Source organism: Burkholderia sp. BCC1972 (assembly GCF_905339605.1).
Taxonomy (GTDB): domain Bacteria; phylum Pseudomonadota; class Gammaproteobacteria; order Burkholderiales; family Burkholderiaceae; genus Burkholderia.
This window is the reverse complement of the sequence record NZ_CAJPGH010000019.1, coordinates 151,498-162,479: the sequence shown is the minus strand read 5'-3', so window position 1 is coordinate 162,479 and position 10,982 is coordinate 151,498. Positions and strand designations below refer to the sequence as shown.

Genomic DNA, 10,982 nt, shown 5'->3' with positions numbered 1-10,982 from the left:
CAAGCTGTAAGATTTCCGCCGCTCGTCCGACTATCGAACCGCCGGTGCACTGCGTGCCCGGCGGTTTTGTTTTGTAACAGGCGGGCGAACCGGGCGTCGAACGGCGCATGACGGGCCGGGTCGAACGCTCATGAAGCGTGCGCGCCGCGCATGCAGGAGGAGCAGCACGATGTGGATCAAACGCCCTTTGCGGAACGTACTGACCGGCGGTGATATTTCGCCCAGCGAGATCACCCCGCGCGCGATATTCGAGAACCGGCGGCGCGTGTTGCAGGCGGCCGGCCTCGCGGCGGCGGGCGGCTTGCTCGGCGGCAGCGGTGCGGCAATCGCCGCGTATGCATCGCCCGACGCGCGCGCGGCGAAGCTCGCGGCCAAAACGAACCCGACGTTCGTCGCCGCCGACAAGGTGACGCCGTTCAAGGACATCACGTCCTACAACAACTTCTACGAATTCGGCACCGACAAGAGCGACCCGGCGCAGAACGCCGGCACGCTGCGGCCGCGTCCGTGGCGCGTGAGCGTCGAGGGCGAGGTACAGCACCCGAAGGTGTTCGACCTCGACGAACTGCTGAAACTCGCGCCGCTCGAGGAACGCGTGTACCGGCTGCGCTGCGTCGAGGGCTGGTCGATGGTGATCCCGTGGATCGGCGTGCCGCTGTCCGAGCTGATCAAGCGCGTGCAGCCGACCGGCAACGCGAAATACGTGCAGTTCATCACGCTCGCCGACCCGTCGCAGATGCCGGGCCTTTCGACGCCGGTGCTCGACTGGCCATATTCGGAAGGGCTGCGGATGGATGAGGCGATGAATCCGCTGACACTGCTGACGATGGGGGTCTACGGGCAGGTGCTGCCGAACCAGAACGGCGCGCCGGTGCGGATCATCGTGCCGTGGAAGTACGGCTTCAAGAGCGCGAAGTCGCTCGTGAAGATCCGCTTCGTCGACAAGCAGCCGAAGACGAGCTGGAACACCTACGCATCGAACGAGTACGGCTTCTATTCGAACGTGAACCCGAACGTCGATCATCCGCGCTGGAGCCAGGCGACCGAGCGGCGCATCGGCGAGGACGGCTTCTTCACGCCGAAGCGCAAGACGCTGATGTTCAACGGCTACGGCGACCTCGTCGCGTCGATGTATCAGGGCATGGACCTGAAGAAGAACTTCTGAGCCCGACGGTGAGAAACGACATGCCTCCTTCGACGCTCACGCCCGCTCGCGCGGCGGATACCGGACGCGCCGCACGCACCGCGCGGGCCGGTGCGATCCGTCCGCCCGCGCCGCGCTGGCTCGCGCCGGCCAAGGTGCAGGTGTTCGCAGCCGGTCTCTATCCGCTCGCGCGTCTCGTGCTGTTCGGGCTGACCGACCGGCTCGGTGCGAATCCGATCGAATTCATCACGCGCTCGACGGGCCTCTGGACGCTCGTCATGTTGTGCATCACGCTCGCCGTCACACCGCTGCGGCGCATGACGGGGTTCGCGGCGCTGCTGCGTTTTCGCCGGATGATCGGGCTGTTCGCGTTCTTTTACGCGACGCTGCACTTCACGACCTACCTGTGGTTCGACAAGTGGTTCGACGTCGTCGCGATCCTGAAGGACGTCGGCAAGCGTCCGTTCATCACGGTCGGCTTCGCCGCATTCGTGCTGCTGATCCCGCTCGCCGCGACGTCGACGCGCGCAATGGTGCGCCGGCTCGGCCGCCACTGGGCGACGCTGCATCGTGCGATCTATGCGGTCGCACTGTTCGGCGTGCTGCACTTCTGGTGGATGCGCGCCGGCAAGCACAATCTCGCGCAGCCGAAGCTCTACGCGGCGATCGTCGCGGCGCTGCTCGGCTGGCGGCTGCTTGCATGGGGATGGCGGCGCGTGCGTGCGTGACGGCGCAGCCCGGAAAAACAAAAGGCGATGACCGTGAAGTCATCGCCTAGTTTCGCCAGCCGCGCGAGCCGCGTTGCGTCGTTACTTCGCGGCGGCCGGACCCGATGCCGGGGCGGGCATGGTCGATGCGCCGCTCGACAACTCGGGCGACAGCGTGAGCGGCGAACCCGACGTATCGGGTGTATCGTCGGACGACGCGTTTTCATCGGTCGGTTTCACGTCCGACGGCGGCGTGTTCTGTTGCTGGAGCGGTTTGGGCATCGGGGGTACGGTGGGCAGATAAAGCGCGCCGCTTTGACCGCAGCCGGCAAGAATCGCCAAAGCCGCTACAATCGCGCTCATCCGGAAAACGACTCGCATGATCGTCCCTGAACAATTGAACCGATAGAGTTTAGCATGTCCGATACCGAATACCTGACCCGTGCCGAGGCCGTGCTGATGGCCGTCGAGCGTACCGTCGACGCCGCGAACGATGGCGACCACGACATCGATCTGGAGCGCAACGGCAGCGTCCTGACGCTGACGTTCGAGAACGGCTCGAAGATCATCGTCAACCTGCAGCCGCCGATGAAGGAAGTGTGGATCGCCGCGAAGGCAGGCGGATTCCACTACCGTTTCATCGACGGCGAGTGGCGCGATACGCGCACGGGCACCGAGTTCTTCTCGGCGCTCACCGAATACGCGACCCAGCAGGCCGGCCTGCCGATCACGTTCAGCCTGTGACGCACCGGGGCGCCGGACCCCGAGCGTCGCAGCCAAAGAAAAAGCGCCCCGCGGGGCGCTTTTTCATGGCCGGGCCGTGTGTCAGTGGCCGCGGAACAGGTTCATGATGTCCTGCTTTTCCTGCTCGTCGACGTGCGGCACGGCTTCGTCGACGTTCTGCGTGGCCGGCGCCTGCGGCACGCCGACCGTCGACACGAAGCCGTGACCCGGCGTGAATTCGGTGAAGTACAGCTCGCTGCCGAGCGACTCGACACCGTCGGGCATCGTCGGCTTGAACTCGGGCACGCCCTTCAGCGCCGCGCCCATGTACTCGATCCAGACCGGCAGCGACAGGCCGCCGCCCGTTTCGCGATCGCCGAGGCTGCGCGGGTTGTCGTAGCCGATCCACGCGATCGCGGCGAGCGTGTGCTGGTAGCCGGCGAACCACGCGTCGTGCGAATCGTTCGTCGTACCGGTCTTGCCCGCGAGGTCGGTGCGCTTCAGGATGTTGGTCCGTGCGCCCGTGCCGCGCTGCGCGACGCTCTGCAGCAGGCTGTTCATCACGTATGCGTTGCGCGCGTCGATCGCGCGCGGCGCGTTCTGCTCGGCGACGAGCGGCTGTGCACGCGCGACGATCGCGCCGTTCGGATCGGTGACTTCGGCGATCAGGTACGGATTGACGCGGTAGCCGCCGTTCGCGAACACCGAGTACGCGCCGGCCATCTGCAGCGGCGTGACCTGGCCCGCGCCGAGCGCCATCGGCAGGTAGGCCGGATGACGGTCGGCATCGAAGCCGAAGCGCGTGATGTACTGCTGCGCGTACTTCGTGCCGATGTGGTTCAGGATCCGGATCGACACGAGGTTGCGCGAGCGCTGCAGCGCGGTGCGCATCGACATCGGGCCTTCGAAGCCGCCGCCGTAGTTCTTCGGCTCCCACGGCTGGCCGCCCGTTTCGGCGGCGCTGAAGTACAGCGGGCCGTCGTTGATCACGGTTGCCGGCCCGAGGCCCTTGTCGAGCGACGCCGAGTAGATGAACGGCTTGAACGACGAACCCGGCTGCCGCCATGCCTGCGTGACGTGGTTGAACTTGTTCTTGTTGTAGTCGAAGCCGCCGACGAGCGAGCGGATCGCGCCGTCCTGCGGGACGATCGACAGGAACGCGCCTTCGACCTGCGGCAATTGCGTGATCGACCATTTGCCGGTGTCGTTCTTCACGACGCGGACGATCGCACCGGGGCGGATGCGGCGGTTCGGCTGCGCGCTGGCCGACAGCGCGCCCGACGCGAAGCGCAGGTTGTCGCCCTCGACCGTCGCCGTGCTGCCGTCGATGAACGCCACCGTGATCTGGCGCGGGCTCGCGGCCGTGACGACCGCGGCAATCAGCTCGCCGTTGTCGGGGTGTTCGAGCAGCGCGTCGTCGATCGCCTGTTCGCGGTCGTCGGCACCGGCGGGCAGTTCGATGAAGCCTTCCGGCCCGCGATAGCCGTGGCGACGCTCGTAATCCATGATGCCCTTGCGCAGCGCGGTGTACGCGACCTGCTGGTCCGCGGAATCGATCGTCGTGACGACGTTGAAGCCGCGCGTGTAGGTTTCCTCGCGGTACTGCGCGTACATCATCTGTCTGACCATTTCCGCGACGTACTCGGCGTGCACGCTGAAATCGCGGCCCGGGCCCTTGACGACGAGCGGCTGCGCGGACGCTTCGTCGTACTGCTCGCGCGTGATGAAGTTCAGCTCGAGCATCCGCTGCAGGATGTATTCTTGGCGCACCTTCGCGCGCTTCGGATTGACGACCGGGTTGTACGCGGACGGCGCTTTCGGCAGCCCCGCGAGCATCGCGGCTTCCGCGAGCGAGATGTCCTTCAGGTCCTTGCCGAAATAGACCCGCGCGGCGCTCGCGAAGCCGTACGCGCGCTGGCCGAGATAGATCTGATTCATGTAGACCTCGAGAATCTGATCCTTCGTCAGCGCGCGCTCGATCCGGTACGCGAGCAGCATCTCGTAGATCTTGCGCGTGTAGGTCTTCTCGCTCGACAGGAAGAAGTTGCGCGCGACCTGCATCGTGATCGTGCTCGCGCCCTGCGACGCGTGGCCGTTCGTCAGCGCGACGAAGCCGGCGCGGATGATGCCGGTGAGGTCGACGCCGCCGTGATCGTAGAAGCGCGCGTCCTCGATCGCGAGGATCGCCTTCTTCAGCGAGTCGGGCACGTCCTTGAAATGGACGACGTCGCGGCGCTCCTCGCCGAATTCGCCGATCAGCACGTGATCGGACGTGTAGATGCGCAGCGGCACCTTCGGGCGATAGTCGGTCAGCGCGTCGAGCGACGGCATGTTCGGCCAGGCGACGACGAGCGCGTAGCCGAGCACGAGGCCGCCGGCCACGACGAGGGCCACGCACATCGCGGCGAAGCCGAGCAGGACTTTTTGCCACCAGGGCCGTTTCTTCGGCTCCGGGGCAGGAGGCGGGGACGTAGGAGTCGTGGATTGCATAGGCATACCGGAAAACAGTCCCGCGATTATAGCTGCCCGGTAAGACCGGTCCTGACGCGGGGGGCGGCCGCCGGAAAGCCGCCGGTCGGCATGCCGTCAGTATGACTCGCGCACGGCCGCCGCCGGCCGCTGCTGGCCGTTTGGCCGACTGTCGGCGGCGCGCGCCGCTTTGCAGAATCAGGTCTCGGAAACGCGGCGTGGGCCGCGACGATTTCGGGAGGCTGGGATGGCGGGACGATGGGTAGCACGGTTTGCGCAGGGCAGGCACCGGTCGACGGGAATCGACGTCGGCGCCGGCGAGGTGAGGGTGGTCGTGCTGAGCCGGCGCGGCCGGGGCGCGGATGTGCGGGTCGAGGGGCTCGAGCGGGAGCCGGTCGGGCTGGCGGGCGGGCCGGAAGACGCGCGCTGGGCCGCGGTCGCGCGTGCGCTGGCGGCAGCCGTTGCGCGACTGTCGGCGGCCGACGTGCGATGCGATGCGCGCGGCGTGATGGCGCTGCATGACGACGAAATACGTACCGCGACGCTCGACCTGGCCGGCCGTCACGACATCCCGGACGCCGCGCGGCAGGCGGCCGAGCGCATCTCGGGGCTGGCGCCGGACAGTTTCGCGTTCGACTGGCGGCAGCACGGCGGCGCGCGCTCCGGCGAGATTGCTGTGACCGTGGCCCCGCTCGCGCTGCTCGAACGGCGGATCGACGTGGCCGCCCAGGCCGGTATCGACCTGACGGCGGTCGACGGCGAGTCGGCGGCCATGCTGCGCGCACTGCGCTATGCCGCGCAATTCGAACTCGATGCTCAGGGTTCGTACGCCGCGCTCTGGTTCTGCGATTCGGGAGTGCGCGGCTGGCGAATCGACGGGCCGTTGGCGGTGCCGGTGCTCACGCTGTCCGGCACGCTGCCGGAGGCGCTCCCCGATGCGCTGCGCCGGCGCGCGCTCGGCGCCGTGCGCTGTGTATTCGTCGCCGGGGACGAGCGAAGCATCGCGCGCTTCGAAACGTCCGTCGCCGAGATTGGTGATGTGCTCGGCTCGGCGGTGGTGCCGTTCGACTGCACGAGCTGGGACGGGCAGCCATGCCCGCCCGCCGGCATGCCGGGCGGCCCGGCATTCGCCGTTGCGTTCGGGCTGGCGCTGCGCGGGGTGTGGGAATGACGGTCGATCAGGCGGCACTCGGCGGCTTCAACCTGCTGCCGTACCGCGAACGGCTGGCGCACGCGTTGCGGCGTCGCCGGGCCGCGCAGTGCGCGACGGCGATCCTGCTCGGCGTGCTCGGCACCTTGCTGTGGACGGGCGCGGCCACCTGGATGCGGTGGCGCACGGATGCCGCGCGCGCGGGTGTGGAAACGCGGCTGCGACAGTTGCAGCCGCAGGTGAGTGCCGCGACGCGCGCCGCCGATGCGGCGGCTGTCATCGCGCGGCGCGACGCGCAGGCCGCCGCGCTTGCCGCACCGCACGGGCGCGTCGCAGGGCTGCTGGCGACACTGGTGCAGGTGCGCGACAACGGCGTCCGGCTCGACGCGTTGCGCACGACGCCGGCCGGGGCCGTGCTCGATGTGCGGGCCACGAGCTACCGGGTGGCCGCGCGATGGCTCGCCGCGATGGCACGCGAGCAGCGTGACTGGCGGATCGACGTGGATGCGTTGACGCCTGCGTCGAGTGCGCGGGCGCCGCTTGCCGGGATGCCGTTCCGGTTCTCGGTTCAATTGCGCTGGCACGATGCGATGCCGTCGCGGACGGCGTCGGGAGGTGGCGCATGACGGCGATCACGCATTGGCCGGTGCCGCGTGGCGTTGCGTGGCCGCGCGGCATGCCGCGGGTCTCGCCGGCGGCCATGCAAGCCGCCGGCTGCGTGCTGGCGTTCGTGGCCGTGCTGGCAGGCGGCATTCATCTGGCGAATGCGGCCGACTGGAGCGGGCTCGCGCATAGTCGCGCGTTGCTGGTGGCCGCGCAGGGGCGCGCGGCCGACGCGCAGCGCATGCTCGAATCCGCGGAACGACGGCGCGGCGCCCATCCGGCGCCGGCGCATGACGATCGCGCGTCGCGTGCGCCGGAATGGGCCGCGCTGATGCTGGAGCTGGCCGATCTCGCTGCGTCGAGCGGGCTGCATGGCGTATCGATCGAGCCGCAGCGCACCGATGGCGCGGCGCCGGACGGCCGGCGCACCGTCCGCATCGCCGCGGATGGCGGCTTTCGCGCGTTGTCGAGGATGGTCGGCGGGTTGGCGCGCTTTCCGGTGCTGGCGGTGCCGTCGGCGCTGCGTGTCGAGCGCGGCATGCAGTCAACGCGGGTGGACATGTCTGTCGACGTGTTTCCGGCGCTGCCGGCCGCATCGCCCGCTGGCGGCACGGTGCCGCTTCGGGCTGAAGCGCTCGACGCCGATCCGTTCGGCGCTGAAGCCGATGGCGTGGCGGCCCGGCTCGCCGGCACGATTCGCGACGCGCGTGCCGGTCTCGCCTTGTTCGACGACGGCAACGGCGCGTTCACGGCCGTGATGCCCGGCGAAGCGCTCGGGGCGGCGCGCGTGGTGCGCGTCGAGTCCGCGGCGGTGATGCTCGCGACGGCGGACGGCGCGCACCGGGTCGCCTTCGACGACGGAGGGCGCCCATGACGAAGTACGGCCGTTGGGCGCTCGCCGTCTGGGCCGGATCGACGGCGGCCTGCGCAGGCGCATCGTTGCCGCCGCTGCCGGCAGTCTGGCCTGCCGCGTCGGTGGAGGCACCGGTGCCGGGCCTGCCGCTGCCGCACGGGAGGATGGATGGTGTGGACCACGCGGTCGAGGAGGAAGCCGGCCCGCCGCCGTTCGACCAGGCCGCTCGTGCGGTGCTTCGGACGGAGCCCGCCGCACCGGCCCCGCAGTTGGAGGGGCCGCCGATTCCGTTGGTGCCGCCGGCCCGGATGAGCGACGCCGCGGCGCGGCAACCCGGCGATGCGGACGACGCGCGGCGGATCTCGCTGAATCTGCAGGGCGCCGGGCTCGCGGCCGCGTTCGACGCGTTCGCGCGGTTCACGGGGCTCAATATCGTCGTCGGCGAGCAGGTGCGCGGCACGGTCACGTTACGTCTGAACAATGTCCGCTGGCGCGAGGCCTTCGACACGCTGCTCGACACGCACGGGCTCGCGATGTCCCGGCGCGGCAACGTGATCTGGGTCACGCCGGCGGCCGACCTGGCCGCCCGCGAGCGCGAGCGCTTCGAAATGCACGCGCGGGCCGCCGATCTGGAGCCGCTGGCGAGCCGCACGTTCGCGCTGCACTACCCGCGCGCGCAGGACGTGCAGCGGCTGCTGGCCGGCGCGACCGGCCAGCGCCTGCTGTCGAAGCGCGGTGCCGCGGCGGCCGATCCGCGCACGAACCTGCTGTTCGTCACCGATCTCGCGCCGCGCATCGCGCAGATCGCGGGCCTGATCGACGCGATCGACCGGCCGTCGCGGCAGGTCCGGATCGAGGCGCGGATCGTCGAAGGCGAACAGGGTTTCTCGCGCAACCTCGGCGTGCGCGTCGCGCTGCGGGCGCAGGGGCGGCCGCCGGCGGGCGAGAGCGCCACGTTCACGGCCGACGCGCGCAATGCGCTCGACCTGGCCGCGCGGCCGCTCGGCGGCTTCGACGCGGCGACTGCCGGCTTCACGCTATTCGCCGCGCCGCTCAGCCGCGTACTCGACGTCGAACTGAGCGCGCTCGAGGCACAAGGGCGGGGCCAGATCGTTTCGCGGCCGCGCGTGGTGACGGCCGACCGCGTCAAGGCCATTGTCGAGCAGGGTTCGGAGCTGCCGTACCAGGCGAAGGTGGGCAACGGCATGAGCGGCGTGCAGTTCCGCCGCGCGACGCTCAAGCTCGAGGTCGAGCCGCAGATCACGCCGGACGGGCGCGTGGTGCTCGACCTGGACGTGACGAAGGACAGCGTCGGCGAGCCGACGGCGGCCGGCCCCGCCATCCATACGAAGCATGTACAGACACGTGTCGAGGTCGAGAATGGCGGGACGGTCGCAATCGGTGGTATCTATGAACAACTGAACCGGAACGATGTGACGCGCGTGCCGCTCTTGGGCAAAATACCGTTTCTGGGCGCACTTTTCCGGCACCGCGCGCAGCGCGACCAGCGCAACGAACTGGTCGTGTTCATCACGCCGACCGTCGTCGATGCGCGCTGCGATGCGCGCGGCGCGGGCGACGCGGATGCCGATAAAACGGGGCCGGAAGCCGCCGGCGCAGGCTCGACAAGGCAGCCGCTTTGCCAGTAAGCTGCGCCACACACCAGCAAGATTGAAGCAGAGGAAGCCGTTGCAAGCGCGGGACCCACATGCAAACGTATTTTTCGTCGGCCTTATGGGAGCGGGTAAGACCACCGTGGGCCGTGCGGTCGCGCGTCGTCTCGACAGGACGTTCTTCGACTCCGACCATGAAATCGAGGCCCGCACGGGCGCGCGCATTCCGGTGATCTTCGAGCTGGAAGGCGAGGCCGGGTTTCGCGATCGCGAAACGCAGGTGATCACCGATCTCACGCAGCGCGAGAACATCGTGCTCGCGACGGGCGGCGGCGCGGTGCTGCGCCCGGAAAATCGCGACTGCCTGAAAAGCAACGGCATCGTCGTCTATCTGCGCGCCAATCCGCACGATCTGTGGCTGCGCACGCGCAAGGACAAGAACCGCCCGCTGCTGCAGACCGAAGATCCGAAGGGGCGTCTCGAAGCGCTGTACGAAGTGCGCGATCCGCTGTACCGCGAATGCGCGGATTTCGTCATCGAGACCGGCCGTCCGTCGGTCAACGGTCTCGTCAACATGGTGCTGATGCAACTCGAACTGGCGGGCGTCATCGCCAAGCCGCTACAAGCATGATTACTGTCAACGTCGATCTGGGCGACCGCGCCTATCCGATTCACATTGGTGCCGACCTGATCGGCCGCACCGAGCTGTTCGCGCCTCACATCAAGGGTTCGTCCGTCACGATCGTCACCAACACGACGGTCGATCCGCTCTACGGCGACGCGCTGCGCGCGGCGCTCGCGCCGCTCGGCAAGCGCGTGTCGACGGTCGTGCTGCCGGACGGCGAGGCGTACAAGAACTGGGAAACGCTGAACCTGATCTTCGACGGCCTGCTGACCGAACGCGCGGATCGCAAGACGACGCTCGTCGCGCTCGGCGGCGGCGTGATCGGCGACATGACGGGCTTTGCCGCTGCGTGCTACATGCGCGGCGTGCCGTTCATCCAGGTGCCGACGACGCTGCTGTCGCAAGTCGATTCGTCGGTCGGCGGCAAGACGGGCATCAATCACCCGCTCGGCAAGAACATGATCGGCGCGTTCTACCAGCCGCAAGCCGTGATCGCGGACATCGGCGCGCTGTCGACGCTGCCCGATCGCGAACTGGCGGCCGGCGTCGCCGAAGTCATCAAGACGGGCGCGATCGCAGATGCCGAGTTCTTCGACTGGATCGAGGCGAACGTCGATGCGCTGAACCGTCGCGAGCCGGCGGCGCTCGCGCACGCGGTGAAGCGTTCGTGCGAGATCAAGGCGAGCGTCGTCGCGGCCGACGAGCGTGAAGGCGGCCTGCGCGCAATCCTGAATTTCGGCCACACGTTCGGCCACGCGATCGAGGCCGGGCTCGGCTACGGAGAGTGGCTGCACGGCGAGGCGGTCGGCTGCGGGATGGTGATGGCGGGCGACCTGTCGGCACGGCTCGGCCTGCTCGACGAAGCGTCGCGGCAGCGCCTCGACGCGGTGATTGCGGCCGCGCATCTGCCGACCCGCGGGCCCGCGCTCGGCGACGCACGCTACATGGACCTGATGCGTGTCGACAAGAAGGCCGAGGCCGGCGCGATCAAGTTCATCCTGCTGAAGCGATTCGGCGATACGCTGATCACCGAGGCGCCGGACGAAGCCGTGTTCGCTACACTGGCGCAGACGACCCGCTAACGATGGCCCGGAT

The 10,982-nt window shown here is 68.8% G+C and carries 11 protein-coding genes; 9 read left to right on the top strand and 2 right to left on the bottom strand.

The window, feature by feature from the left end; translation table 11 throughout:
• The first annotated feature begins 169 nt into the window (after window positions 1–169).
• Window positions 170–1,165 (top strand): protein-methionine-sulfoxide reductase catalytic subunit MsrP, encoded by a 996-nt coding sequence (gene msrP / locus U5798_RS25240; RefSeq protein ID WP_322083556.1) that lies wholly within the window; start codon window positions 170–172, stop codon window positions 1,163–1,165.
• A 20-nt stretch (window positions 1,166–1,185) separates the two neighbouring features.
• Window positions 1,186–1,872, top strand: a complete 687-nt coding sequence (msrQ, locus tag U5798_RS25235) for a protein-methionine-sulfoxide reductase heme-binding subunit MsrQ (RefSeq protein WP_322083555.1) — start codon at window positions 1,186–1,188, stop codon at window positions 1,870–1,872.
• Window positions 1,873–1,953: 81 nt separating this feature from the next.
• Here the strand turns inward: msrQ and lptM are convergent, their stop codons facing one another.
• Window positions 1,954–2,232: an LPS translocon maturation chaperone LptM gene (gene lptM, locus U5798_RS25230; RefSeq protein WP_124453478.1), complete on the bottom strand. Its 279-nt coding sequence runs from the start codon at window positions 2,230–2,232 to the stop codon at window positions 1,954–1,956.
• Window positions 2,233–2,268: 36 nt separating this feature from the next.
• Here lptM and cyaY point away from each other — a divergent pair, with 36 nt between their 5' ends.
• Window positions 2,269–2,595: an iron donor protein CyaY gene (cyaY, locus tag U5798_RS25225; protein ID WP_124453476.1), complete on the top strand. Its 327-nt coding sequence runs from the start codon at window positions 2,269–2,271 to the stop codon at window positions 2,593–2,595.
• Window positions 2,596–2,676: 81 nt separating this feature from the next.
• On the opposite strand, the gene U5798_RS25220 is transcribed toward cyaY, so the two are convergent.
• On the bottom strand, window positions 2,677–5,064 hold the full coding sequence (locus U5798_RS25220; RefSeq protein WP_124453474.1) for a penicillin-binding protein 1A: 2,388 nt from the start codon (window positions 5,062–5,064) through the stop codon (window positions 2,677–2,679).
• 226 nt (window positions 5,065–5,290) lie between these two features.
• Here U5798_RS25220 and U5798_RS25215 point away from each other — a divergent pair, with 226 nt between their 5' ends.
• Genes U5798_RS25215 through aroB form a run of 6 tightly spaced genes read left to right on the top strand, consistent with a single transcriptional unit; the run spans window position 5,291 to window position 10,969 of the window.
• Window positions 5,291–6,214: a competence protein ComA gene (locus U5798_RS25215; RefSeq protein ID WP_124453472.1), complete on the top strand. Its 924-nt coding sequence runs from the start codon at window positions 5,291–5,293 to the stop codon at window positions 6,212–6,214.
• Window positions 6,211–6,819 carry a fimbrial protein gene (locus tag U5798_RS25210; RefSeq protein WP_322083554.1) on the top strand — a complete coding sequence of 203 codons (609 nt, stop codon included), beginning with the start codon at window positions 6,211–6,213 and terminating at the stop codon, window positions 6,817–6,819. Before U5798_RS25215 ends, U5798_RS25210 begins: the two co-directional genes overlap by 4 nt.
• Window positions 6,816–7,670, top strand: a complete 855-nt coding sequence (locus U5798_RS25205; RefSeq protein WP_322083553.1) for a pilus assembly protein — start codon at window positions 6,816–6,818, stop codon at window positions 7,668–7,670. Before U5798_RS25210 ends, U5798_RS25205 begins: the two co-directional genes overlap by 4 nt.
• The gene (locus U5798_RS25200; protein WP_322083552.1) at window positions 7,667–9,298 is read left to right on the top strand and encodes a type IV pilus secretin PilQ; all 1,632 of its coding nucleotides are present in this window, start codon (window positions 7,667–7,669) and stop codon (window positions 9,296–9,298) included. The genes U5798_RS25205 and U5798_RS25200 overlap by 4 nt, the downstream gene beginning before the upstream one ends.
• Before the next feature lie 40 nt (window positions 9,299–9,338).
• Window positions 9,339–9,893 carry a shikimate kinase AroK gene (gene aroK / locus U5798_RS25195; protein ID WP_322083558.1) on the top strand — a complete coding sequence of 185 codons (555 nt, stop codon included), beginning with the start codon at window positions 9,339–9,341 and terminating at the stop codon, window positions 9,891–9,893.
• Complete coding sequence (aroB, locus tag U5798_RS25190; protein WP_124453464.1) at window positions 9,890–10,969, top strand: 3-dehydroquinate synthase; 1,080 nt, start codon at window positions 9,890–9,892, stop codon at window positions 10,967–10,969. The genes aroK and aroB overlap by 4 nt, the downstream gene beginning before the upstream one ends.
• Window positions 10,970–10,982 lie beyond the last annotated feature (13 nt).

Bases quoted from the DNA above. Each gene is read 5' to 3' on its own strand.
- msrP (WP_322083556.1), top strand. From the start codon at position 170: ATGTGGATCAAACGCCCTTTGCGGAACGTACTGACCGGCGGTGATATT.
- msrQ (WP_322083555.1), top strand. From the start codon at position 1,186: ATGCCTCCTTCGACGCTCACGCCCGCTCGCGCGGCGGATACCGGACGC.
- lptM (WP_124453478.1), bottom strand. From the start codon at position 2,232: ATGCGAGTCGTTTTCCGGATGAGCGCGATTGTAGCGGCTTTGGCGATT.
- cyaY (WP_124453476.1), top strand. From the start codon at position 2,269: ATGTCCGATACCGAATACCTGACCCGTGCCGAGGCCGTGCTGATGGCC.
- U5798_RS25220 (WP_124453474.1), bottom strand. From the start codon at position 5,064: ATGCAATCCACGACTCCTACGTCCCCGCCTCCTGCCCCGGAGCCGAAG.
- U5798_RS25215 (WP_124453472.1), top strand. From the start codon at position 5,291: ATGGCGGGACGATGGGTAGCACGGTTTGCGCAGGGCAGGCACCGGTCG.
- U5798_RS25210 (WP_322083554.1), top strand. From the start codon at position 6,211: ATGACGGTCGATCAGGCGGCACTCGGCGGCTTCAACCTGCTGCCGTAC.
- U5798_RS25205 (WP_322083553.1), top strand. From the start codon at position 6,816: ATGACGGCGATCACGCATTGGCCGGTGCCGCGTGGCGTTGCGTGGCCG.
- U5798_RS25200 (WP_322083552.1), top strand. From the start codon at position 7,667: ATGACGAAGTACGGCCGTTGGGCGCTCGCCGTCTGGGCCGGATCGACG.
- aroB (WP_124453464.1), top strand. From the start codon at position 9,890: ATGATTACTGTCAACGTCGATCTGGGCGACCGCGCCTATCCGATTCAC.